Below are 25,766 nucleotides of genomic sequence, written 5' to 3' on the forward strand. Positions count from 1 at the left end.
GGCGTAAAGTAATTGCATAACTTTGTCCCACTTAACAATATTCATATGAAGTTTGAATCACCGATCGCGGTTACAGAAATAGCTGCGTTGATAGGCGCAGAGCTAGTAGGGAACACCAGCCTGGAAGCCACCGGCATCAATGAGATCCATAAGGTTACGGAAGGCGATATCTCCTTCGTAGACTTTGAGAAGTATTATAACGCCAGCCTGTATTCGGCAGCGAGTATCATCATCATCAACAAAAAGGTAGATTGCCCTGCAGGCAAGGCGCTCCTGGTAATCAACGATCCTTTCAGCGCATATGTTAAACTGGTAAAAAAGTTCCGTCCGTTCGTACCCTCACATACCCCCATCAGCGATACTGCGGTTATTGGCGAAGGCACTGTGCTTCAACCCAATGTGTTTATAGGTAACCACGTGCGCATTGGTAAGAACTGTATTATTCACCCCAACGTAACCATCTACGACCACACCATTATCGGCGATAATGTGATCATACATGCCGGTGCCGTTATTGGTGCCGATGCATTCTACTTCAAGAAGCGGGCCGAGAGAGAAGTGTGGTACGACAAACTGGAAAGCTGCGGAAGAGTGATCATAGAAAGCCATGTGGAAATTGGTGCCAGCTGTACCATTGATAAAGGCGTTAGCGGCGATACGATCGTTGGTCAGGGCACCAAGCTGGACAACATGATCCACATTGGTCATGGTGCGGTGATAGGTAAGAACTGCCTTTTCGCTGCGCAGGTAGGTATTGGTGGTAAAGCCATTATCGAAGATGGTGTTATCCTGTGGGGACAGGTAGGCGTTTCCAAAGATCTTACCATCGGGAAAAATGCGATCGTGCTTGGACAAAGCGGTGTACCCAGCTCCATCGAAGGTGGCAAAGTATATTTTGGCAGCCCTGTAGAAGATGCAAAAGTGAAGAAGAAAGAACTGGCCTGGATGAAACGTATCCCGGAAATGTGGGAAAAGCTTACCCAAATTAAGCCACAATAAACACCTGGCGCTCTGGTATTACCAGGGCGTTTCTTTTAACCCGTAACTCCCATCATGTATGAAAAGGATCTTCACCCCACTGCTGCTTGTACTTATAACTGCCTGCAGCAGTCCGAAACCGGTGACCGTTACTGCCAGAGAAAATCTATACACCGCCGGGCAGGAATGGAAAGTAACCGTTAATGATGGATGGTTTAGTGCCAAGACCATCACATTGGGCGATTACAACACCTCTGCGCGCAAAAATGGCATCACCCCTGCCTCACCCTCCGCCCAGTTCAAAAACACCAAGAATGCGTCCAATTTTACGGTTAAAGGCGAAGATGAGAACATGGTTGTGCAGGTATTAAGCACCCCATTCATCACCTTTTCCGATAAAAAGCTGCCAACGTACCTCGGCGGACAAAAAACCGAAGCGCCATTATTCTATGCCTGGGTGAACGGCACGCGTAAACAATCGTTACAAAGCTGGGAGCTGATCATGAAAGAAGCCACTTACCTGGACCTGAACAATAATGCCAGCATCGGCATTCTCAGGAGCGGAACGGAGGAGATGCGGGTTACCGCCACCAACAAGTTTGGTATTGCCAACTCCTACGAGCGGCCCTGTTATGAATTTCATGCAAACGGAAGAACATTGGCCGCGGTGATGATAGCCGAGCAACCCAGGGTTTGGGTGAATGCAAAGATCGATGCAGAAAAGAAAAAGGTACTGGTAGCGGCTATTGCTGCGCTGCTGATGAGGAATTAGCCTGGTGTTGAATATAGGCGGCCGACATGTTGGCTATAGTTTGCTCCAGTGGTGTAAAGCGGAAGCCTGGCAGGAACTTTCCAATCTTATCGCTGTTATAAAATACTTTCAACTGGGCTGTACGGGCTGTTTCTTTGGTAATTAACGCCGGCTTGCCCGTAAAAAAGCTCTTCACCTTTTCCATCCGCCACACTAAAGCTGCCATCCATCGTTTTGCGGCAATGTGTGGCGGCTTTTTATTGAGGGCATTTGCCATTGTGGTAAACAGGTCGCGGTACGACCAGTTGGCGGCCGACAATACGAAACGCTGGTTTTTCACCTCACTGTCCATCAGCATCACCATGGCCTTCACTACATCGCCTACATCCACAAAACCATTAATGCCCTGCGTATAAAAAGGGAATTCTTTCCAGGCATTCTTTAACAGCGAACCAGAACCTTCGCTCCAGTACCCGCTGCCTAAAATAATAGAGGGGTTTACGATAACAGCGGGCAGGCCTTCTGCGATGCCGCGCCAAACTTCTATTTCCGAGTAGTGTTTGCTTACCGCGTAAGCAGAGTTGTTCTTACTTTCTTCCCAGCTATTCTCTTCACTGATCTCCTTCATCTCCTTTGCTCTGCCAAGCGAAGCAACAGAGCTTACGTGTACCAGTTTTTGTATGCCAAAGTCCACACAAAGGTTCACCACGTTAGCCGTACCTTCAATATTCACCTTTAGCATTTGTCTTTTATGGATAGGATTAAAAGACACGGTAGCGGCGCAGTGGTAAACGTGGGTGATACCTTCCATGGCCTCTTCGAGTGCAGGCATATCCAGTACATCTCCTTTTACCCACAGCACTTTATCGCGCACATCGTTTAACTGGGCGGGAATATTTTTCCTGTACAGCGCTTTTACAGGCTTGCCTGCATTAACAAGCGCCCGTATTAAATGACTGCCTAAAAAACCCGTACCGCCGGTAACTAAGATCATGCGAGAGAGAATTGCTTATTTGTTATAATCGTAAAATCCTTTGCCTGTTTTGCGACCGAGGTGCCCCTGCTGCACTAAGTTCTGCTGCGCCTGGCCCGGTTCAAAACGGGGGGCCTTATCTAATGCCTCGTACAGCGAAGTGCTTACTGCGAGGTTTACATCGTTGCCGATGAGGTCCATAAGGGCGAAGGGGCCCATGCGGAAACCCGCCGCCTCCAGTAAGGTATCGATCGTTTTAAAACCAGCATCAGTAGTAGCTGCCAGTTGCATGGCCTCAAGGTAAAAATGCCTGGCTACACGGTTTACAATAAAACCGGGAGCATCTTTTACCCTTACCGGTGTTTTGCCCAGTTGCATGGCCAGTTCATATAACAACTCACTTACCCATGGTAAAGTTTGTTCGCCACTCACCACTTCCACCAGCTTCATTGCCGGAGCAGGGTTGAAGAAGTGAAAGCCTGCCACACGCTCCGGGTTTCTAACCCCGGCAGCAATAGCAGTAAGTGAAAGGGAAGATGTGTTGCTGGCAAATATTGTTTCGCTGTGATTTACCTCAGCCAGTTGGTTAAGCAAGACCATTTTCGCCGGTATTTTTTCCACGATCGCTTCGATGATCACTTCGGCCAGGCAGTCCTGCGCGTCGGTAACATAACGGATGCGGCCCAGTGCAGCCGTCATATCGTTCGCCGGCATACGGCCTTTATCCACCTGCTGCTGCAGGCTTTGTGTGATTTGCGAACGGGCTTTGTCCAGCACATCCTGCTTAATATCAAAAAGAATGGTGTAATACCCTGCCACAGCAGTTACCTGTGCAATGCCGGCACCCATGGTACCCGCACCACAAACGGCTATGCTGTTAATTTCGTGGACAGTGAACATGTTGCTTGTAGGTTTATATCACATCCTGGAACTGCCGCAGGAAACGCACATCGTTTTCGGAGAAAAGACGAAGGTCGTTCAGTTGGTATTTGAGCATGGTAAGCCTTTCTACTCCGATACCGAAAGCAAAGCCGGTATACTTTTCCGGATCGATGCCGGAGTTACGGAGCAGGTTAGGATGCACCATACCGCAGCCCAGTATTTCTACCCAACCGGTGTATTTACACACGTTGCAGCCAGGACCGCCGCAAATAAAGCAGCTCACGTCCATTTCGGCGCTTGGTTCGGTAAAGGGGAAATAAGAGGGACGGAAACGGACCTTCGCATCTTTGCTGAAAAACTCCTGTACGAAATGATACAAGGTTTGTTTCAGGTCGGCGAAAGAAACGTTTTCGGCTATATAAAGGCCTTCAACCTGGTGGAAGAAGCAGTGCGCACGGGCACTGATGGTTTCGTTACGGTATACGCGGCCGGGGCAGATGATACGGATAGGCAGGTTGCCCTGTTCCATCACCCTCACCTGAACGGATGATGTATGCGTACGCAACATCCACGCAGGGTCCTGGTTAATGTAAAACGTATCCTGCATATCACGTGCGGGGTGATTTTCGGGGAGGTTCAGCGCGGTAAAGTTGTGCCAGTCGTCCTCGATTTCGGGGCCTTCGGCAATGCTAAATCCAAGGCGCTCGAATATATTCACGATTTTGTTTCGTACGATCGTAATCGGATGGCGGGTACCCAACGGGTGTGGCTCAGCGGGCAGGCTCAGGTCAAGACCGGCATCGGCCGCTGAAGCACCACTGTCTTTCAGGTGAACGAACTCCTCGTATTTACCTTCTGCCAGCTGTTTGAAAGCATTCAGTACCTGGCCGAATTCTTTCTTCTGCTCGTTAGGCACCTGCTTCATTTCGCCAAAAATGGCTTTTACAATACCCTTTGTGCCGATGAAACGGATACGATACTGTTCCAGTTCGTCGGCAGACGCTGGCTTAAAGGCCGCTATTTCCTGTTTGTAAGCTTCAATTTGCTGTACTATCTGCTCCATAAGGCAACAAAGATAATTGAATTGAAGATAATTAGCATTTAATGACCAAACAGCCCGCCGGCGAAGGTTTTATGGCAAAAAAAGCTTAACTTCTGCCTATAGTAGCGAGAATTGCAGAAAAATTCCACTTCGCCTGATACCTTTGCAACCATAAAACAGGAGTACGCATATGCCGTCCCTTCCATACATCTTATTTACAGGCCTGCTGCTGATTGCCGTGGTACTGTTATCTATACAACTATACCGCTACCGCAACAAACTAAGGGCAGAAGCTACAGTAAACTATTTCGCCACTTCCCTTTTCGGCAAAAACACGGTAGAGGATGTACTCTGGGATGTCGCCAAAAACTGTATCTCCCAACTGAATCTTGAAGACTGCGTAATATATCTTTTAGACGAAAAACGCGACCGCCTGGTGCAGGTGGCAGCTTATGGCCCCAAGAACCCTGAACGCTTTGAAATTCGCGACCCGATAGAAATAAAAGTAGGCCGGGGCATTGTAGGCACGGTTGCCCAAACCGGCCGCGCCGAAATTATTGGCGATACCTCGCGCGATGCACGTTACATCGTAGATGATGAACGTCGCTACTCCGAAATCACGGTCCCCATTTTTTACGAAGGAAAGGTGTTTGGCATTATTGACTCTGAACATTCCAATAAGTTTTTCTACACGCCGGAACACTTGTGGCTGCTGGAAAAAATAGCGTCGATATGCGCGGTAAAAATAGGCAAAACAATTGCGGAGGATACGGCGCAGCAGCGCGAGAAAGAAGTACAGGTATTACATAAACAACTGGCCGAGCTGCGACTGGTTTCACTAAAGTCGCAAATGAACCCTCACTTTTTGTTTAACTGCCTTAACGGTATATACAACTGCATACTCACTAACCAGGTTGATAAGGCAACCTCGTATGTTTCCAACTTCGCCAAGCTGCTCAGGATGGTGTTGATGCATGCGGAAAAGAATTTCATATCCCTACAGGAAGAAATTGTATTGCTGCAACATTACCTGAACATCGAAGCGCTGCGGATTGACAAATCGTTCCAATATCATATTCATGTAGACGCACCTATTGATCCCGAATCGCATTTTGTGCCGGGCATGCTTATACAACCGTTCCTTGAAAACGCTATCTGGCACGGTTTGATGTTTAAAGACGGCCATCGTTCGCTGAACATCAACTGGCGTAAACCAGCAGAACAAACATTGCTTTGTGAAATTATTGATAACGGAATTGGTCGCACAAAATCGGCTCAACTCCGCACCAATGGCTTAAAGCAGGGCGCTTACCAATCGCGCGGCATGCAGCTTTGCCTCGAAAGGGTGGAACTATATAAGGCTTTATTCAACACCAACTTCAGCATCGAAGTATATGATTTGTACGATGATGAAGGCAACGCGCAAGGCACTAAAGTGAACATCAGTTTTATGATGGAACACGGTATGGACATGGCCTTATAACGCATACATACATCCGGTAGTAATTTTAATGATGACCCCAACATTGTAACATTATTAAGCCCCCGTTGCGTCGCACTCTTCAGCGACAAAACTCATCTCATCAAATTTGTTGAACAGAATACCTGTTGTTGAAGAGTGCGACGCAACGGGGGACCAATCGTAGTGCTATCGCCTGGTACATAATTAAAAAAAGAAGGCCGGAGTAAGACTACCCCGGCCATATAGTTAAACCTACAACTGTTACACTGTTTGTAACATTTATCTTTAATTCAGTTAGTTCATCATTTGTGCGGAAGAATGTTCCATTGCATTTTCTTCTGCTTTGTACGGCGCCACCATACGCTGGCGTATCAGGCGTTTCTGCGATATTTTACCGATGCCCAATTTGGCCATCAGCTTATCTACGATCGCATAAATTACCGGCACTACGATCAGCGTCAGGAACATCGAGCTGATCAAACCACCGATGATAACCCATGCCAAACCGTTTTTAGTAGCGGCCACACCGCCCGTTGCCAGTGCGATCGGCAACATACCTATTACCATCGCGATGGTGGTCATAAGGATGGGGCGTAAACGTGCGTGGTTGGCGTGGATGAGCGCATTGTACGTGCTTTGTCCCTGCTCCTTCATCTGGTTGGTAAAGTCCACAAGGATGATCGCATTTTTCGCCACCAGACCAATTAACATGATCATACCAAGGATGGTGAAGATGTTAAGCGTGTTGTTGGTAAGCGCCAGCGCCAGCAATGCGCCGATGATGGCCAGCGGGATGGAGAACAGTACCACGAAAGGATAGATATAGTTATCGTACAGCGCCACCATGATCAGGTACACCAATACGATAGAGATCAGCAATGCTGCACCCATGGTGCCGAATGAGTCGCCCTGGTTTTCGGCATCGCCACCGAACAGGTACGATACGCCCACCGGCTTATGCATTTTATCCAGCGCTTCGCCAAATTCAGCCGCCACTGTACCCGAAGGACGGCCAATTACCTGCGACTGTACGTTTACAGAAATTGATTTATCGCGGCGCTCCAAACGGCTCGGGCCAGAGCCTTCAGTAATCGTTGCAAACTGCGACAGTTTCACCAATTCTCCTTTGCTGTTTACAAACGAGATAGCGGATACATCGTCGATGTTTTTACGGTTGAAATCGTCGAAGCGGATGTTTACATCATATTCATATTCTCCCTGGCGAAACTTCACTTTACTATCGTCTGCAGTACCGCTGAACGCAGTTTGCATAGTACCACCTACCTGGTCCAGCGTAAGGCCGAGCGCGCTCATTTTATCACGGTCTACCTGTACGTTAATTTCCGGGTTACCTTCTTCTACAGAAAGTTTCACCTCACTGCTACCCTCGATTTTCCGGAGTTCGCCCATGGCCTGTTTCGCGAAAGCCATTACCGTGTCGAGGCTTGGGCCCATCACCACCAGATCGATAGGTGCATTTTGCGCCGTACCGAGTATGCTCACCGGTGTTGTTTTAACTTTAACGCCCGGGAGTTGGTCTTTCAATTCCTTTTTGAGTTTAGCGGCGTAAATATCTGCCGGGTCGGCGCGTTCTGTTGCCGGCACCAGCATTACGGTAATCTCAGATTTATAAGCCGTGGACTGCGATGCACCGAAACCATCTTCGGAAGTCTGCCCCACAGTAGTGATCAGCGAAGTAATTTCCTTTTTATCCTTCAACAGCTGCTCCACCTTACGGGTAGTAAGGTTGGTTTGTTCTACAGAAGCATCCTTCGGCATTTCCAGCATTACGATGAACTGGCCACGGTCGCCCTGTGGGATAAACTCTCCGCCAATGTAACCTTTGCCTACCAGCATGAACGAAGCAATGAGCAGCACTACAGCCGATACCACCGTAGCGATCTTGTGTTTCAGCGCCCATTTCAGGATGCCCGTCATCCAGTTCGTGAATTTCTCCAGTTGTTTTTCGAACCAGAGGATAAACTTCTCGAACATGTTTTTACCGGTAAGGTGTTCCAGTTTACCAAAACGGCTGGAGAGCAGCGGCACGATCATGAACGATGCCAGCAACGATAGCATGGTAGAGATCATTACCACCACGCAAAACTCACGTACGATCATAGATACCAGGCCGTTTGTAAGCGAAATAGGCAGGAACACCACTACGATTACAAGTGTAATGGACGTTACGGTAAACCCTATCTCCTTTACACCATCGTAAGCTGCACGTACTTTGTTTTTACCCATCTCCATGTGGCGATAAATATTCTCCAGCACCACGATCGCATCATCCACCAATATACCTACCACAAGGGATAAACCGAGCAGCGACATCAGGTTCAGCGAGAAGCCCATCATCTTCATACCAATAAAAGTAGCGACGAGCGACGCGGGGATCGAAATCATTACGAAGATCGCGTTACGTATACTATGCAGGAACAGTAACATCACTGCCGCCACCAGTACGATCGCGATGATAAGGTCATGGATCACAGAGTCTGCCGACTCCAATGTGAAATCAGAAGCATCGTTCGCTATTTGAATGCTTACGCTGTTGGCCGCATAATCCTGTTGGATTTTAGCGATGGCCTTCTTCGTTTCCTTACTTACTTCTACAGCATTGGCATCCGTTTGTTTCTGGATTTTAAGCGCGATCGCATTGATACCGTCGAGGCGGGCAATACGATCAGCATCTTTCTGGCTATCCTGTACGTCGGCCACATCTGCCAGGCGAATTTGTGAACCGTCTGCGGTAGTGGTAATAACCAGGTCCCGCAGTTGGTCCACGCTTTTGTACTTACCGGCAAGCCTTACCAGTATTTGCTGGTCGGTTGTTTTTACCTTGCCGGTAGGAAAATCCAGATTGGCATTGGTAATCGTATTTCTCACCTGTAAAATGGACAGTTTATAAGCGTCCAGTTTAGCAGGATCTATATTAATCTGTATTTCACGTTCCTGACCACCAATGATGTTTACCTGGGCAACACCCGGAAGGCGGGACAGCATTGGCTGCACTTTTTTATCGATCAGGTCGTAAAACTGTTTGTCGTCCATTTTTGCGGTGGCAGACAGGGTGATGATCGGTAAATCGTCCAGCGAGAATTTGTTAAGGGACGGCGGTTTCGCGTCACCAGGAAGATCGGCGAGAATTGCGTTTACTTTACGCTGCGCATCCTGGAGGCCCAGGTCCGCATCCGCATCGTTATTCAATTCTACCGTCACGCTGGAAAGGCTTTCAGAAGATTTTGATATGATCTTCTTCACCTTTTCCATGGAGGAAACGGCGTCCTCAATTTTTTTAGTAACCGTGCTTTCCACCTCCGAAGGTGATGCACCGGGGTACACCGTAGTGATACTTACTACCGGCGATGAGAACTTGGGCAGCAGCTCGTAGTTCAGCGCCTTGTAGCTGATGATTCCCATGAGCGTAAGGATAGTGAATAACACTACCACCACGGTGGGTCTTTTTATGGATACTTCAGTAATTTTCATAATACTGTTAAGTTTGGTGGCCAGATCGGCTGATGGTTTACAACACTGGTATCCAGGTTACGCGGGCAGCTCAGAAAGCGTATACGTATGCCCGCCTCACCGTTTCGACACCTCATCCATCAGCCAACCGGCCAAAGAGTTTATCTTGGTTCCTGTTACTTTGCCTGCACGGTTACTTTAGCACCATCTGCCAGGTTAATCTGCCCGCTGGTGATTACCACTTCGCCTTCATTGAGGCCATCGCGGATTTCCACCTTTTCGCCGAAGATGCGGCCGGCCACCACCTTACGCAATTTGGCGGCATTTCCTTCCATCACGTACACGGTATTGCTGTTAACACCACCCACAAAGGCTGTACGTGCTATCAAAATAGCAGGGTCCATTTTAGGCATTTCGAACAATGCTGTACCGTACATACCGGCCTTCAGAGGTTTGCCGCTTACGTTGTTGATTTCCATTTCCACCGGGTAGTTAAGTGTATTGTCGCCCTTGGAAGCGATGAAAGTAATTTTACCCTGGTAACTAACTTCGGGATAAACGTTGCTGCTCACTTTCACCACATCGCCCAGCTTCAGGTTAATTACCTGTGCTTCGGGAACAGACACGGCCAGTTTCAGGCGGCTTACGTCTACGATGTCAAACATTTTAGTGCCGGGCGAGAGGTAAGAACCCTGTTCTACATATTTTTTATTGATCGTACCCTGGATAGGCGCCTTCACATAAGTATCCTTTATGCGGCGGCTGGCGGCATCGAATTTAGCCACGGCCAGTTCGTACTGTAGTTTCGTATCGTCGAATTGCTTTTGGGTTACACCACCGTTTTTCAACGCATTTTCGTAACGCTCCATATCCACTTTCAACTGCTTCATATTTACTTCAGCCGATTTAAGATCGGTACCGAGTAACTCATCATCTACACGGGCAATTATGGCGCCCTGGCTTACGAAAGAACCTTCGTCCACCAACAGCTTCGTAATACGGCCAGAGGTTTCGGACAGATAAGTAAGTTCGCGGAGCGGAGCAAAATTACCGTTCGCATTAAACTGGCGATCGAAGTTGGTACGGGCAGCTTTTTCCACCAGCACAGGTACTTCGCCGCTGTTACTTTGTTTTACGAACTCCGTTTTTTCAGTATTCTGTTTTTTGTTCGCGCTCAGCTTCCACATGATCAGTGCGAGCGCTCCTATAGTGATAAGGCCGTAAATAATTACTTTCTTCATGACTTGCGATTAGTTTAAAAGTGTTTTAAGGTTACCGTTGGATTTGATGAGTTCCAGTTCCGCAATCTTATATTCGAGCAGCGCCTGGTTGTAGCTGTTCTGCGCTTCGGTAAGAGAGGTTTCAGCGTTCAGCAGGTCGGTGAGGTTGGCAAGGCCGGCATTGTAGTTGCTTTGCGTTGTGTTATACACCTCATTGGCCAGTTGCACGTTTTCCTTCTGCGATTTAATGGTATTGAGATTGTTTGTTAAACTTAGCTTGGCATTTTCGTATGCTGCAGACAGCTGCAATTTTGTATCGTCCTGCATGCGACCTATCTGGCGCAGCGTTACTTCCGACTGCCTAACCTTTGAGCGGCGCGCATAACCATCGAAAATAGGGATGCGCAGTTTCAGGGAAATGTTAGCCATATCGTACCAAAAAGCAGTGCTGCCACTTTTATATACATCGAACTTATCGCTCATACCGTTGTAAGAATAGCTGCCGCTTACAGAGAGCGATGGGTAGTATTCCGCGATGTATGCTTTCCGCTGGAATTGTTGCAGTTCTTCCTGTTTCTTCAACAATTTGAATTCAGTACGGCCAGCGATATCGAAATTGCCGAAATCGATGTTGCCAGATGTTTTTGTTTCCAGCTCCGACATTGCGATTACGGGTAGTTCGATCTGTGTTTCCAACGGCATGCCCATCGTACTTTTCAGCAGGTTAGTTTGTGTACGCAGCTGGTTTTCCAGTTGAAATTTCTGGGTTTTATAATTCACCAGGTTCACTTTAATCCTGTCCAGGTCTATCTTCTTAGCCAAACCATTTTCAAATTGAGTTTGTGTGGTTTGGATAAGTTTGGCCAGCTTATCGATATTGCTTTGCAACACCGTCATACGTTCCTGGCTAACCAGCAAGTTGTAATACATTCCAGACACCTGGTAGATCACGTTCTCTTCCGACTGTACGGTTTGGATGCGATAGTATTCTTCGCCCGCCTTAGCCGCTTTGAGTCCGGTGAATACCGACTGATTGTAAATCTGTTGAGAGATATCGCCGGTGATAGCGGTGTTCCAGGTAGTTCCTGATTCTACAGTCAGTACTTTGCCTGGCTGGCCAAGCGCGTCGCCGGGTAATACGAATACCGGCTTCTTGATGTTGTCCGTCAGGTTGGCATTAGCGTTTATCTGTGGCAATGCCTGCGCCCTTACTTCCTCCACTTTCAGGCGGCCGAGGTCCTCCTCCATCTTGGTTTGCGCTAACTTATTATTGTTAGCCAGTGCATACTCAAGGGTTTCCTTCAGTGTAAGTTTTGTTTGTGCGTTCCCGTTGTACACACCTATGCCCAGGAGCAGGGCAAGTGATAATTTCAACCTTTTCATGTGCTTTTATTATGGCGTGTGTTTTATGCTTCGTCTGTTATTTCCAGGTATTTATTAAGTAACTGATGACCCTTTATTGTTGCAACTCCGCATACGAAATGCACCGTTACCTGCTGCATTACCTCGTGCAAATCAAATTGCTCTGCGGGAAATTGTCTTGGGTTATAAGCCGACTCCAACTGGAGCAGCCGCAAACGGGCCACAATATCTATTTTGATACTTTTTCTGAAGATGCCTTCCGCAATGCCCTGTTCCAGGTTAGCGCGGATGCTGTTAATGACATAGGTATTTCTGAATTCCTCTACTATTTTCCAGGCATCGGGATGATATTTTTCAAGTTCAAAAAGCAGTACAGGGTTCACCGTTTTCACCATTGTTTCTGTTACACGTACAGTGTTCATCAGCAACTCTATCGCATCCCGGGCCTCGTTGTGGCAGCGTTGCAGCTGGTTTTGCTGATCATCCACCATAAACTGGATCGCCTCTTCCACCATCGCATCTTTATCCTGAAAATGCTCGTATACCGTTTTCTTGGAAACACCGCATTCCTTCGCAATATCCATCATGGTAACGTTTTTGATACCATACATCCTCATCAGCTTCAGCGTTGTTTCCAGAATCCTGTCGTGCGTGTTCATTCCTCGTCTTTCTTTACTTCGATATACCTTTAATAAAAATCTCCGCGAGTTTTTTCTGTTTGGAGATGATCATGTCAAACTCTTCCTGCGTTGGTTCACCCAGGTGGGGAATACCCTCCAATACCGAAAACCTCAGGCCGATCAATGCCTGGTTATAAAGTTCAGCCGCCTGCACTACATCCTCCACTTCAAAATCGCCATCTTGCACACCCTTTTCAATCATCTTAGCAATTAAAGCCGTTTCCTTTTTCTTTACTTCCATCATCGCCTCAGCTATCTGTGCAGGCGGTCCGTCCTTTAATATTTTGAATAACTCCAGGCGACAGAATTTCTTGATAAAGTCGTGCCTGTGTTTAATTATATTTCTTAACGCTTCCGCACCTGAAGTCATGTTTTCCACCGCTTCCTCGATACCCTTAAAGTAGAACTCGCCTACCTTCGCCAGTACCGCATTGTGCAATCCGTTTTTATCCGGGAAATAGTAATATAAAGACGCCTTGGAGCAATGCAGATCGTCGGCGATCTCATTCATCGTGGTTTTGGCCGCGCTGAACTGAGAGAATCTCTTGAGTGCTGCCTCAAGGATTTTATCCCTCATCTCGTCTTTGTTTTCTGTATGCATTTAACCTTTTGACTTTTTAAGTTACAAAGTCAAAATTAGAACAAATTCCGGATTTAGTAACACTGGTTGACTATTTAACGTGTTTTTAACACATCCATGACAAAGGGAGGACAATGGGTTTCCGGGGTTCCTGGGGTACAAAAAGAACTGCGGGCCGCCATGGTAGCTGTTTTGCTAACATAACGACCCGCAGTCAGTTATTTTAATTTAAGACTTAGCTCAATTTCTCGAGGGCAGCTTTCAACTTTTCGAGCATTTCAGGAATCTCCTGTTTCACGCAGGTGCCAACGCTCATGCGGTACCAAGGGGAGGTTTTAGCAGCACCGAAGGCAGAGAACGGAACTACGGCAAGCTTCGCTTCGTTCAGGATGTAAGAAGTTACATCGCCCTGGCTCTCCAGTTTTTTACCATCCACGGTGGTTTTACCAACGAGGTCGATTTTAAGGGTAAGATAGATGGCAGCTTGCGGGGCAATTGCCTCTACGTTATGGCCGGCATTTTTCAGTTCGGTGAAGCCAGCGTGAATTTTCACCAGTCTTTCTTCGATTTCTGCTTTGAAATGCTTCAGGTAAGCGTTTACATTGTCTTTCTGCGCCAGGTACTTAGCTGCAGCTTTCTGCTCGGCCATTGGGCTCCAGGCACCAACGTGGCTGAGGATCGCCTTCATTTTACCGATTACATTGGCGGGCCCCAGTGCCCAACCCACGCGTACGCCGGTTGCTGCAAATGATTTACTCATACCGTCGATGAAGATGGTGTAAGGTTTCATTTCAGGACGCAGGCCAACCGGGTTGTAGTGGTGCGTATCGCCGAAAGTGAGTACCCAGTACATTTGGTCAAACATTACGAACAGTGGTTTTTCGTTCTCACCGCGCATTTTGTTTTCAGCAATTACCAGGTCGCATATTTCTTCCAGCTGCTGCTTGGCGAACGCGGTACCGGTTGGGTTTTGCGGAGAGCAAAGTGCCAACAGGGTAGCTCCTTTTAACAGGGGCTTCAGTTCGGCAGCAGTTGGCATAAAATCATTCTCTACACGGGTTTCCAGCACTACATGCTCAGCTTCCAGGAAGTGGGTGTAGTGATTGTTATTCCAGGATGGAGTAGCGTAAATTACTTTTTCGCCCCTGTCTACCAGTGTGCGGTAGGTAGCGTAAATGATAGGACGGCCACCGCAGGAAATCACTATTTCGCTGGCGGGATCGTAGCTCAGGCCTTCGCGCTCGGAAATAAATTCGCCTACAGCTTTACGCAATTCGGGAATACCGTCAGCCGGAGGATAGTTTGTGTAATGCTCTTTGTAAGCGTTCACTATTTCCTGCTCAAATTCCGCTGGGATCGGGAATACCTTGGGATCAAAATCACCGATAGTGAAGTTGTAAATCTTCTCGCCCTTGGCCTGCTTTTCCTTTATCTCCCCTGCCAGTTTGATAATTTCAGATCCTATGAGCGTTTCGGCTAAATGCGATAGTTTCATAACCCAAGATGTTTTTGATGGTTTTTTAATTGGTTTTTTGCGCCGCAAAAGTAACCGTTTTATATATACTTTAAAAGAAACCCAGTATTGTTTTTAATTTATTCAAAAAAATGGCAGAACGAGGAGAAATAATTTAAAAAAAACGCAATTCACTGTAAATTCATCAAGCATTATTCTTTTAATAAATATCTTGCGCTGTTACTATTGGTTTACGGGTGAGCCAGTGTATTGAATTGTTTATCAGGCTGATGGGCTGCTCTGGTGGACCTTCAGTGATGTGGAGGATTTGAAGTCCTGCCGAGGCCCGCTTTTAAGTGAGTTGGTGCGGGGACAACTTTATGCAGATGATCCTGGTGTATAGATCTCATTTTCTCCTGTAACGAGAGTGCGCTTTACGGTTGGGCAATAAAAAACGGCCCGTTTCCGGGCCGCGTGTATTTTAACTGAAGAGGTAGAGTACATCTTCTTTCGTGAGTTTTTTGATAAAGCCGGTATCATCCGCGATAATTTCCTTGACCAGCGACTTCTTTCGCTCTTGTAATTCGAGGATCTTCTCTTCCACGGTGTCTTTACAAATCATCCTGTAAGCGAAAATATTTTTGGTCTGGCCAATACGGTGCGTACGGTCAATGGCCTGTTGTTCTACCGCCGGGTTCCACCATGGGTCCACGATGTATACATAGTCGGCCGCGGTAAGGTTCAGACCTACACCGCCGGCTTTTAATGAAATCAGGAACACCCTGCATTCCTCGTTGTTCTGGAAATTCTGGATGGCCTTTTCCCTATCCATGGTAGATGTGCTACCGTCGAAGTATTCATAGGAAATATTATGATGCTTCAGTTTTTCGCGAATTAACCCGAGCATGCCCAGGAATTGGGAGAAGATAAGCACTTTGTGGTTGCCGATGTTTTCGGTGATTTCCCTGGTAAGCTCGTGCAGCTTAACGCTATGGTTCGGATATTGCTCCTGCTCATTAAGAATAGCCGGGCTATCACAAATCTGCCGCAGTTTCATCAGCCCCTGGAGGATGGTGAGTTGCGAGCGCTCCATACCCTGATCTTCAATAACACCAAGTATTTTCGAGCGATAGGTATTCCTGTAGGCATCGTAAATATGCCGTTGCTCCGGATCCATTTCACAGAAAATAACGGTTTCGATTTTGTCCGGCAGGTCTTTAGCCACCTGCTCTTTCGTCCGGCGAAGAATGAAAGGATAAATCAGCTTACGCAAATGTTCTTTCCTTTCTTCATCCTGGAATTTATCGATCGGTGTGGCAAATTCATTCCTGAAAAAGTCTACGCTTCCCAGCATACCCGGGTTCAGGAAGTTCATTTGCGCGTAAATATCGAAAGTATTGTTCTGCATCGGCGTACCGCTTAACGCAAACCTGTTACGGGTTTGCAGTAGTTGTGCCGCTTTGGTCACTTTACTTTGCGGGTTTTTAATGGCCTGCGATTCATCCAACACTACGTAATCAAACTCCATCTTCATTAACAAAGTAATGTCGCTACGCAGCGTACCGTAAGTAGTAATGATGATATCAAACTTACGCAGCTCTTCGTCGTTACGCAAACGTGCAGGGCCGTGGTGGATGTGATGCTTCATTTCCGGGGTAAACTTCCTGATCTCGTTTTCCCAGTTATAAATAAGCGTGGTTGGACAAACTACCAGCGCCAGGCATTGACCGTTCTTATTTTTATAGTGCTGTATGAACGTTAGCGCCTGTACGGTTTTACCAAGACCCATATCGTCGGCCAATATACCGCCCCACTTCACTTCGTCGAGGTAGTTCAACCACTGGAAGCCGCTTTCCTGGTAAGGGCGCAGGTTCGCGAATACGTTTTCCGGGAGCGCAATATTTCTGATTTCGTCGAACTGCAGTAGCTTTTTACGCTTCTCGTCCAGCTCCGATAATATGGCCTCATCATCAATAAACTCATATAGTTCATCGATTACGGAGAAGTTGTATTTCGAGAGTTTAAGTCCCTTATCTTTCTCTTCACCAATCTTAAACAGCAGCGAGTATTTCTTCAGCCACTCCTCCGGCAACAGGCCCAGCGTACCATCTGCCAACTGAACATAGTTCTGCTTGTTGGCCAGGGCGCGCTTGATATCCTTGATACTTACGCGCTGGTCGCCATACACCACCTCTACCTGTGCGTCGAACCAGTCGATGCCGGAACTGATTTGCAGGTTGGTTACCGGTTTAGCCGGATTGAAGCGGAAGTTGCGCAGCGTCTCGAAGCCGAATACGCGAACATCCATTTCCTTCAGCGCATCAAAAAACAGGAAGAACCAGTTGTTCTTCAGTGCTTCTTTCGCTCTTAGGAAAAAGTAATTATAGTTAGTGTTGATGGCAAAGTTGGTGTGCAGCAGGCGGATCTTGTTCACAAAATCAGCTTCTGTCTCTTTGTTCCGGTGAATGATCAATACCTTATTCCCTTCCTGTACCGTAATCTTCGTTTCTTCATTCCATTCTACATCGTGGCCATGATAGGCAAATGCAGGTTGAATGATGAAAGTTTCACCCACTTCTTTTAGGTACACGCGGCAATCCGGTGCTATATCATCCACTTCGGCAAGCAGACCATTATCGAACTGGATATCGTAATTTTTGCTCAATGGCAATAGGTAATCGCGAAGATAGCCGGGCCATTCTTCATTAACGATGCGCAATACGCCGTGTTGCTGGTATTGTTCCACCTGTAGTGCATCCAGCGGCTGGCGGAACAGGTAAATGGTATCTTTATAAAGGAAGATGAGCGGGCTGGCCCACTGGTTGTCCGCTACATTCACCATATCGCCGTCTATATCCACCCAGCAGGAAATTTCTACGTGGCTGGCAGTCGTTTTGGTTTGAAAATGCAGGCCAAGGTGACTGTCGGCGATCTTCAACGTCTGCAGGTTCTTGGTTTTAAACGGCTGCCCATCACGGAGCAAAAACGCGCGACCATGCTCTTCGAGCAGCGGGAACAGTTTAAGCAGCTTGGGGTGCAGGTACTCCAAAATCAGTTCCTTCGTTTCTCCGGGCAGTTCATCCGCATTTTCGTGCATAATGTTTTCCCAGATACCGGCGAAAGGAGAGTTCTTGTTCAAAAACTTCCCAATTTCCGTTTGCTGTATCTTCCGCACAGGCACGATCAGCTCCCGGTCTTTTTCTTTAAACTGATAGAAATCAATGTATTTGGTGAGGTCCAGCTTACTGATCAGCGACACAAACTCGGTGGCTTCATCATTGGCTTCGCCACTAATCAAATCTGCTTTGAAGTAAGGATACAAAGGTTCGTTCCCATTCATCACCACTCCTAAACGGCGTGTAACCGACAGGGTTTCTTCAGCCGGCGTATCGTTACTTGTATTATTATTACTGGAAGAACTGGCAGGAATGGGCGCCTCCACCTTTTTAATGCTGGGGTCCAGCACTCGAAGGAAGGGCTTTCCATTCATATAAGAAAAGGAAAATTTGCCTTCCAGGTTGTCCGACAGCGAGTAGCCGTAAAGTGACAGTAGCTTATTTTTTTCCTTATCCCAGTTACGTAATGTATCGAAGTAGAAAGGTCCGTGCGCCTGCAGCAGTTGCAGGAACAGGGCCGTTTTGTGCTCACAAACGGGATGTTCCGATTCGCTGCAGGAGCAGTGCGTGTCGAAGTTCCGTTCTTCATTACGTTGTAAAATGAGCGGATAAACCTTGCCTTCGACCTTCATCTCTGCTTCCACCTTTTCGTCCTTGGCCGATTTAATTACCGCCTGGGTTTTACGTAAGATGTTTTCGGCCTTCTCGTAAATTTCGGGAGAGGCCAGCAGCCGGAGGGTCTTCAGCTCTATCGACTTCATTTTCACCAGCGTGTGTTGCTGGTCGTATTGTGTTTCGAATGACTCAAAATGGTTTTTATCCAGCATTTCCTGTAGCTGGAAGAGGGCCGCCGCCTCGTGGCGGCAAATATCCCCGAGATTGTACGGGCACTGGCAGCGGATGTTCATCACCGCTGTTTCGTGGTATTTGTGGATGGAAACCTTGTAGTAATTGGCGTGCGTATCGCTCTTCACCCTAAACGTGGCCGATTTAAGTACCGGGTCTGCATCAAGCAGTTCCACGCCTCCGGTTGAGTATATACGTTTCCCCCTGCGGATCACCTCATCGGTCCCGTTATTATACACATATTTGAGCAGGTGGGGTAATGACATGCTTGAATGCATTGCCTGCTTTTGTTATAAGCCGCGGGTTTTATGTTCCGGATTGTTTTAGACGGCTCATGAAAAGGCAATCCACAAAAGTAAGCCAAAAAAATCTAAATTCTGTTATCCAACTACCAGTTCCCCGTTTTTCAGGACAGGCAGTACGTTTGCGCCGTCAGGTGTCAGGCAGTAGCGGATGTCATCTTCAAGGCCGAAGCGGGAAAGTCGCTTAAAGTGGGTAGCGCCCTTCATCGATTCAAACAAATCGTGCTTAGAGGCTTCGTAAAGTGTTTCAGCCGCGATGGCCGAATCGCAGTTTATGTCGAAATGTTCCTTAATACGGCTCACTACAGCCCCTGCGAACAGCGTATCTTCCAGGTTTACCCTGTCTTTCCAGGCAGCGCAACCCAATATTACGTTTTGCTGCTGGCCAACGAGGTAGTCACATACGGCCGTAATGTTAGGGAACGATCCGGTTACGATCTGGATCGCATCTTTGGCCATGTGCAGCAGTTTGGTGCCATTGGTGGTAGTAAGTACCATCACCTTACCTTCAATAAAGTCGCGGGAGTATTCAAAGGGGGAGTTGCCGTGTTTAAGTCCCTCAGCTATTTTGCCATCGCGTTCGCCGGCAGTAATAGCTTCCAGTTGTTTGCCGATGCTTACGCATTCTTCTACGCTGGCCACCGGTATAATTTTGGAGGCCCCGTTATAAAGGGCCGTGCAAATGGTAGAGGTGGCGCGCAATACATCTATAATCACCACTATGCTGCTTTTCACATCATATAAATGGAGCAGGGCGGGCGACAGGCATACTTCCAGCCTGGGCTTAGTAACTTCAGTCATTCTCGAATATCGTTTTAGGTAAGGACCACCCTCCACTTTTCAGTTTCTGCAAAGTCTTTGATGACCTCGTTGCGCCTTTCCAACAGGCGCGTCATGTATTTATTCAGGTATATCTTCTCAAACACCTTCCCTAACTTACCATACGGAGTGCCGAACTCCATTATGTCAATCATCACGGTACCATTTTCAATTTCTTTAAAATGATGTTCGTGTTTCATGAAAGTGAAATCGCCTTCTAGCATTTCATCTATAAAGAGGCCAGGCTTTTGCATGGCGGTAATATGCACCTTCAGTTGCCGCACCTTGTTCAGATGTTTGGCTCGCCAGGTAACAGTTTCGCCATTTTCAATGAGGCCGTTGGTACGGCCGGCAACGGCTTCTTCGTTGGTATGTTCCATGCTGCGTTTGTGCAGGGTAATGCTCCGGCTAAGGTCAAAGACCCGCTGCAACGGCGCATGGATAACGGTTGTTAGGTGAATAACAGGCATAGCGTAATGTTTACAGGTTTTCCAGTGAAAAATAAAAAAGACGCTAGTCCTAAGGTTTTGTCTTTAGGATGATGGTTAAAATTTTTGTTTTTCACTATTAGTTAAGGAAAGGCGCTTTTACCACCTTTGCCTTTAATAATTTATCTCTAACGGCAATATAGATTTCTGTATCAAGAACGGCAAAAGGCGTTTTTACGTATCCCAGGCCTATGGCTTTTTGCAATGAGGGCGACTGAGTTCCGGACGTTACGCGACCAATGGTTTCGCCTTCTGCGGTCTTAATTTCGTAGTCGTGGCGCGGAATACCCCTGTCAATCATTTCAAAACCCACCAGTTTTTGCTGTACACCTTCTGCCTTTTGTTTTTCGAAAGTGGCGCGGTTGGTAAAATCTTTGGTGAATTTGGTGATCCAGCCCAAACCAGCTTCCAATGGAGAGGTACGATCATCGATATCGTTGCCGTACAGGCAGAAACCCATTTCCAGGCGAAGGGTATCGCGGGCGGCGAGGCCAATTGGCTTCAGGCCTTTGGGGCCACCTACTTCGAACAGCGCATCCCAGATCTTATCGGCTGCACCATCTTTATCTTCAAAATATATTTCAATACCTCCGGCACCAGTGTAGCCTGTAGCACTGATAATCACATTCTCCACGCCGGCAAACGTGCCCTTGGCGAAGGTGTAGTACTTCATATTCACCAGATCAACCTCTGTAAGTGATTGCAGCATACTGCTAACGCTGGGACCCTGGATGGCAAGCAGGCAGGTTTTATCGGAAATATCGTGCATTTCCACGCCTTTTGTGTTGAATTTGCTTATCCAGTTCCAATCTTTTTCAATGTTGGAAGCATTAACCACCAGCATATAGACTTTATTTTCCTCAATGCAATATACCAGTAAATCGTCTACCAGGCCACCGTCTTCGTTAGGCAACGAGCTGTATTGCGCTTTACCGGCAGTGAGTTTGGACGCATCGTTGGTGGTTACGCGCTGGATCAGGTCCAGGGCGTTTTCGCCTTTCAGGATAAATTCGCCCATGTGGCTTACATCGAACACTCCCGCATTACGGCGCACGGCCAGGTGCTCCTCATTAATACCGGAATAGGAAATAGGCATGTTGTAACCAGCAAAAGGGGCCATCTTTGCACCCAGGGCAATGTGTTTTTCCGTAAAAGGTGTGTTCTTCATGATTTTCAATAGTTTAATACAAGGTCCGGAATACAGCAGGTTGGTTTTAAATAGATATTCCGGCATTTCAAGCCCGGCAAAAATAGTTATTCAGGGTGAAATTGGTGCAATAATTGCGTTTATGCACCACATTCGCCCGCCGCGCGCTAATTTTGCGGCGTAAATAGTTAAAAATCACGCTTGTGAAAAGATTTTTGTTATTACCGCTGGTATGCCTTTCGCTAATGGCCGCCGCCCAGAAAAAGGCCGACCGTAAAGCCGCTACCAGCCTGCAGGCTCACATCTCTTTCCTGGCCAGCGATAAGCTGGAAGGCCGCCGCACCGGTACCCCGGGTGAAAAGCTGGCTGCCGACTATATAGCCAGCCAGATGAAACAAGCGGGATTAACGCCCGCAGAAGGCGACGATTACCTGCAGGAATTCATTGTACGCCAGGGCCGTGAAACAGCTCCGGCCGCCAAACTGGTCATTAACAATACCGCACTTACCGCCAAACAATTTGTTCCGCTTCCCTTCAGCGCCAGTAAAGCCGCAACCGGCGAAGTGCTGCCAGGCGTAAACGAACCCGATAACTTATGGACGCTGAACGTAAAGGAGCTGGAAGAAGAAGCAAGCCCACATGCTAATCCAATAGACATTTATCTGGCCGCGGCAAAAGATGCGGAGCAGAATAAAGCCAAAGGGGTTGTGTTTTTTAACGGGAAAGAGTCGTACGCGAACGTAAGCAAATGGCTGGATGAAAAAGTGAAACCGCTTTCCATTCCGGTGCTTTGGGTAAACGAAGAGGGCAGTAAAATACTAAGCGACGAAAAAGCGAACGGTTTCCAGATAAGTTTGAACGTGGCATTCCAAAACAGTAAGCGCACCGGCACAAACGTAATCGGGACCATCGATAACAATGCACCGACTACAATTATTATCGGTGCGCATTACGACCACCTCGGTTATGGAGAAGACGAGAATTCGCTTGCTACCGATAAGGCCATTCACAATGGCGCCGACGATAACGCCAGTGGCACAGCAGCTTTGCTCGAACTCGGCCGCATGCTTAAAGCATCTAAAAATAAAAAGAGCAACTACGTATTTATAGCCTTCTCCGGCGAGGAGCTGGGATTGTTTGGATCGAAATATTACACCCAACATCATAGCCTCGACTTTAAAAAGGTGAACTATATGATCAATATGGATATGGTAGGAAGGTTGGATAACAGTAAGGGACTGCAGATCGGCGGAATTGGTACTTCTCCCTCCTGGGGAGGTATCCTTAAGGCTGCCTTACCAAAGGACCTGAAAGTTACTTACGACTCCTCCGGCACCGGCCCTTCAGACCATACATCATTTTACCGTGCCGACATTCCCGTACTCTTCCTTTTTACAGGTACGCACAGCGACTACCATAAACCCAGCGACGATGCCGATAAAATTAATATCGACGGAGAGCTGAGGGTGATTAAACTGGTGTATGATATTATTGAAACATCTGCAAAACAGGAGAAGCTGATGTTCATCAAAACAAAAGAGATGCAGATGGGTTCCAGCACGCGTTTTAGCGTAACCCTCGGCATTATGCCCGACTATACCTACAGCGAAGGCGGTGTTAGGGCCGATGGCGTGAGCGATAATAAACCAGCGAAAAAAGCAGGACTGCAGGCCGGGGATGTGATCATTCAGCTGGGCAGCTTACCGGTTAAAGACCTGGAGGATTATATGAAAGCGCTTGCTACCTTTAAGCCTGGCGATAAAACTACGGTGAAGGTAAAACGTGGTGCCACAGAAAAAACATTCGATATTACTTTCTAAAATACTTTCATGAAATATTTGTCCCTTATTGCGGTAGCGACGCTTTTCGCGTGTAACCAGGAACGTGCTAAAACTGATAAAACCGGCTACGACGTGATCACCGAAAAATCCTATGTACTGCGTCCGGTTACTCCGGCCAGCGGCGATTCGCTGGAAACAGTATTCTTCAACAAACAACAGGAAATCATATCCATCCTTCAAAAAGGAAATTTCAAAGCCCATCCATTAGTGAACGACAGCCTTTTGTTTCGCCGGAATAATGGGAAAGAACTGGAAATCGTGTTGCCGCAACCGTCCGATGCAGCGGGTAAATTCTCGATTATTGCATTCGATCCTGAAAAAAATCCGCTTTTCATCAATTTACATAAGGGAACATCTCAAGTAGAGCAGTATATTAGCGCAAAGTAAGTTCCCGTGCATCAACACATAAGAGTTACGGTGGAAGCCGTAATTTTCGGTTACAATTCGCGGGATGGACTATCGGTTTTACTGGTAAAGCGTACCATCCCTCCCTATATTTTCAAATGGGCCCTGCCCGGAGGCTTCGCCTCTAATGACGAACCTCTGGAAGTTTGCGTGAAGCGAGAGCTGCGCACAGAAACGGGTATCAGCATTAATTATCTTGAACAGCTTTATACTTTCGGAGCGCCCGATCGCGACCCGAGGGGCCGTTTTTTGGCCGTTGCCTACTTCGGCCTGGTAAGGCCAACAGCATTGCAAACCAAACCCAAGCCCGTGATCACTTCCGCATTTCCGCTTGGAAGCGTGAGCGACGATCGTGAAGCCCGCTGGTGTAAAATTCAGGAACTGCCGCAACTCGCATTCGATCATAACATGATCATCGAAAAAGCACTTACCCGCCTTAGAAATAAAATCCGCTACGAACCCATCGGCTTCGAACTGCTCGACAGCAAATTCCCGATCTCTGAACTGGAGAAGTTATACGAAACTTTACTGGCCCGCCCGATTGATCGGAGAAACTTCCAGAAGAAACTCAATTCTCTCGGAATTCTGATCGCTCACGATGAGAAGCAAAAAGCCGCTTTACAGGGCCGACCTGCCAAATTGTTCAGTTTTAATGAGCAGGAGTATTCGAAATTGAGGGAAGAGGGGATTTTGTTTGAGATTTAATCTAATCAATTCACTATCATTACTTTAACCAGTTTCGTGTATTTTATACAATAATTATTTATTTTGTAGAGATTTTGACTGTTATTTGTGTCCAAAAAACACAAATAACAGTCAAAATCTCTACAGTAAAGGATTTAACTAAAATCACCCCCGACCGATACTCAATCCACCTTTTAGATGAAATATCGGCCCCAAATTCACGCCGACTGACAAAATTGCGTGTATTCGTAATAGATAGAACGCACTATTTCGTCAAACAAAGCGCTTAAGAATAGCATATTTAAATCTTTTACGGGGTATGGATGGGTTTATTCGACTTATAGCCGCTTCGTTTATCTATCTTTTCTGCTCTTGCTTTAGTCCCGAATAACGCATTAATTGCGAAGTAAACGGCAAAAAACATTTTGTGTCCCCCCAACACAAAGAACGGTAGACTGGCTACCATAAAGGACTTAGCAACTACACTCCCCGCCTGGCCTTAAAGCATAGAAAATAAACACCGGCACAATCAGACGCGTTCGGATATCCCGAATACGAACTCTTTTCGGTATATTTAAGTAAATAAATTCTCCATGATGAAGCTCTTTCCGATTGCTCTTGTTATCCTTTGCTCAGCTATCCAGGCCGGCGCACAAACGCAGGACACCACAAAGCGGGCTCCTGCTCCAACGTTTCACCAGCATAACAGGCCCGACTTCACGCTGGGAGCCAATAACGGCGAGCCGCTTTTTATTGTTGACGGTGCGGTAATGCAAAGTGTTGTCGACCTGAGCAAGTTTGATCCAAATGATATCGAGAAAATTGAAGTTCTGAAAGACAACACCGCCAAATTATATGGGGAAATTGGAATGAATGGAGTGATTATTATAACGACGAAGAAATCACTTTTTGCGAAAACAATCGGTTTTACGCAGGCTGTTGAACAATTTATTGGCCGCAAAATAATCGAGGATGAATTGATTGCATTAGACGGTCGTATCGTAAAATCAGGAAGTGTTCAGGTGGGCGAAAATTTTGTAAGAAAAGTAGAAATAATAAAGCTTGATGGCAAAACTTACCTGAATGCGATCAGCTTCAATTCAACGGCTACCGTAGCTCCGAAGGCAGAACATGTTCCCTCGCAGCCCTCCAAACCCGGCACCATCATGATCCGCGGTACAGCATCAACTGCAACCACGGTTCCTCAACAATATTAAAACATCCATTATACCTGACTGGCTGCCGGTGCAAACCGTGCAGCCAT

Annotated in this window: 20 protein-coding genes; 7 read left to right on the forward strand and 13 right to left on the reverse strand. The window is 47.1% G+C overall.

Going from position 1 to position 25,766, the window contains the following annotated elements; translation table 11 throughout:
• Nucleotides 1-45 precede the first annotated feature (45 nt).
• Nucleotides 46-999, forward strand: coding sequence for a UDP-3-O-(3-hydroxymyristoyl)glucosamine N-acyltransferase (locus QZT80_RS19585; protein ID WP_295126010.1), 954 nt, complete (start codon nucleotides 46-48; stop codon nucleotides 997-999).
• Nucleotides 1,000-1,057: 58 nt separating this feature from the next.
• On the forward strand, nucleotides 1,058-1,750 hold the full coding sequence (locus QZT80_RS19590) for a hypothetical protein (RefSeq protein ID WP_295126013.1): 693 nt from the start codon (nucleotides 1,058-1,060) through the stop codon (nucleotides 1,748-1,750).
• Here QZT80_RS19590 and QZT80_RS19595 read toward each other — a convergent pair.
• From QZT80_RS19595 to pheS, 3 genes are read right to left on the reverse strand one after another with little or no spacing between them, the layout of a single operon-like run.
• Nucleotides 1,722-2,723 (reverse strand): NAD-dependent epimerase/dehydratase family protein, encoded by a 1,002-nt coding sequence (locus QZT80_RS19595; RefSeq protein WP_295126016.1) that lies wholly within the window; start codon nucleotides 2,721-2,723, stop codon nucleotides 1,722-1,724. The genes QZT80_RS19590 and QZT80_RS19595 overlap by 29 nt on opposite strands.
• Nucleotides 2,724-2,738: 15 nt before the next feature.
• Nucleotides 2,739-3,602: a 3-hydroxyacyl-CoA dehydrogenase NAD-binding domain-containing protein gene (locus QZT80_RS19600; protein ID WP_295126019.1), complete on the reverse strand. Its 864-nt coding sequence runs from the start codon at nucleotides 3,600-3,602 to the stop codon at nucleotides 2,739-2,741.
• Nucleotides 3,603-3,615: 13 nt separating this feature from the next.
• Entirely contained in the window at nucleotides 3,616-4,647 is a 1,032-nt protein-coding gene (pheS, locus tag QZT80_RS19605) for a phenylalanine--tRNA ligase subunit alpha (protein ID WP_295126022.1), read from the reverse strand.
• A 169-nt stretch (nucleotides 4,648-4,816) separates the two neighbouring features.
• Here pheS and QZT80_RS19610 point away from each other — a divergent pair, with 169 nt between their 5' ends.
• On the forward strand, nucleotides 4,817-6,109 hold the full coding sequence (locus tag QZT80_RS19610) for a histidine kinase (protein WP_295126025.1): 1,293 nt from the start codon (nucleotides 4,817-4,819) through the stop codon (nucleotides 6,107-6,109).
• 273 nt (nucleotides 6,110-6,382) lie between these two features.
• On the opposite strand, the gene QZT80_RS19615 is transcribed toward QZT80_RS19610, so the two are convergent.
• The 10 genes from QZT80_RS19615 to gcvT form a co-directional block, all read right to left on the reverse strand.
• Nucleotides 6,383-9,580, reverse strand: a complete 3,198-nt coding sequence (locus QZT80_RS19615) for an efflux RND transporter permease subunit (RefSeq protein WP_295126028.1) — start codon at nucleotides 9,578-9,580, stop codon at nucleotides 6,383-6,385.
• A 155-nt stretch (nucleotides 9,581-9,735) separates the two neighbouring features.
• A complete protein-coding gene (locus QZT80_RS19620; RefSeq protein ID WP_295126031.1) occupies nucleotides 9,736-10,800 on the reverse strand; it encodes an efflux RND transporter periplasmic adaptor subunit in 1,065 nt (354 codons plus the stop codon).
• A gap of 9 nt (nucleotides 10,801-10,809) precedes the next feature.
• Nucleotides 10,810-12,162, reverse strand: coding sequence for a TolC family protein (locus tag QZT80_RS19625; RefSeq protein ID WP_295126034.1), 1,353 nt, complete (start codon nucleotides 12,160-12,162; stop codon nucleotides 10,810-10,812).
• 23 nt (nucleotides 12,163-12,185) lie between these two features.
• Entirely contained in the window at nucleotides 12,186-12,800 is a 615-nt protein-coding gene (locus QZT80_RS19630) for a TetR/AcrR family transcriptional regulator (RefSeq protein ID WP_295126037.1), read from the reverse strand.
• Nucleotides 12,801-12,813: 13 nt separating this feature from the next.
• A complete protein-coding gene (locus QZT80_RS19635; protein ID WP_295126040.1) occupies nucleotides 12,814-13,422 on the reverse strand; it encodes a TetR/AcrR family transcriptional regulator in 609 nt (202 codons plus the stop codon).
• Nucleotides 13,423-13,636: 214 nt separating this feature from the next.
• Nucleotides 13,637-14,896: an aminotransferase class I/II-fold pyridoxal phosphate-dependent enzyme gene (locus QZT80_RS19640; protein WP_295126043.1), complete on the reverse strand. Its 1,260-nt coding sequence runs from the start codon at nucleotides 14,894-14,896 to the stop codon at nucleotides 13,637-13,639.
• 439 nt (nucleotides 14,897-15,335) lie between these two features.
• Entirely contained in the window at nucleotides 15,336-19,082 is a 3,747-nt protein-coding gene (locus tag QZT80_RS19645) for a DEAD/DEAH box helicase (RefSeq protein WP_295126046.1), read from the reverse strand.
• 114 nt (nucleotides 19,083-19,196) lie between these two features.
• Complete coding sequence (locus QZT80_RS19650) at nucleotides 19,197-19,919, reverse strand: 2-phosphosulfolactate phosphatase (RefSeq protein ID WP_295126049.1); 723 nt, start codon at nucleotides 19,917-19,919, stop codon at nucleotides 19,197-19,199.
• A gap of 14 nt (nucleotides 19,920-19,933) precedes the next feature.
• Nucleotides 19,934-20,407 (reverse strand): SRPBCC family protein, encoded by a 474-nt coding sequence (locus QZT80_RS19655; RefSeq protein ID WP_295126052.1) that lies wholly within the window; start codon nucleotides 20,405-20,407, stop codon nucleotides 19,934-19,936.
• Nucleotides 20,408-20,504: 97 nt separating this feature from the next.
• Nucleotides 20,505-21,593 carry a glycine cleavage system aminomethyltransferase GcvT gene (gene gcvT / locus QZT80_RS19660; protein ID WP_295126055.1) on the reverse strand — a complete coding sequence of 363 codons (1,089 nt, stop codon included), beginning with the start codon at nucleotides 21,591-21,593 and terminating at the stop codon, nucleotides 20,505-20,507.
• A 182-nt stretch (nucleotides 21,594-21,775) separates the two neighbouring features.
• On the opposite strand from gcvT, the gene QZT80_RS19665 reads away from it, so the two are divergent.
• From QZT80_RS19665 to QZT80_RS19680, 4 genes are all read left to right on the forward strand, one after another.
• Entirely contained in the window at nucleotides 21,776-23,392 is a 1,617-nt protein-coding gene (locus QZT80_RS19665; protein WP_295126057.1) for a M20/M25/M40 family metallo-hydrolase, read from the forward strand.
• A gap of 9 nt (nucleotides 23,393-23,401) precedes the next feature.
• Nucleotides 23,402-23,800 (forward strand): hypothetical protein, encoded by a 399-nt coding sequence (locus tag QZT80_RS19670; protein ID WP_295126060.1) that lies wholly within the window; start codon nucleotides 23,402-23,404, stop codon nucleotides 23,798-23,800.
• A 6-nt stretch (nucleotides 23,801-23,806) separates the two neighbouring features.
• Nucleotides 23,807-24,523 carry an NUDIX hydrolase gene (locus QZT80_RS19675; RefSeq protein WP_295126063.1) on the forward strand — a complete coding sequence of 239 codons (717 nt, stop codon included), beginning with the start codon at nucleotides 23,807-23,809 and terminating at the stop codon, nucleotides 24,521-24,523.
• A gap of 572 nt (nucleotides 24,524-25,095) precedes the next feature.
• Nucleotides 25,096-25,719 carry a TonB-dependent receptor plug domain-containing protein gene (locus QZT80_RS19680; protein ID WP_295126067.1) on the forward strand — a complete coding sequence of 208 codons (624 nt, stop codon included), beginning with the start codon at nucleotides 25,096-25,098 and terminating at the stop codon, nucleotides 25,717-25,719.
• Nucleotides 25,720-25,766: the final 47 nt, after the last annotated feature.

Origin of the sequence: uncultured Chitinophaga sp. (assembly GCF_902168175.1) — a bacterium.
Lineage (GTDB): Bacteria > Bacteroidota > Bacteroidia > Chitinophagales > Chitinophagaceae > Chitinophaga.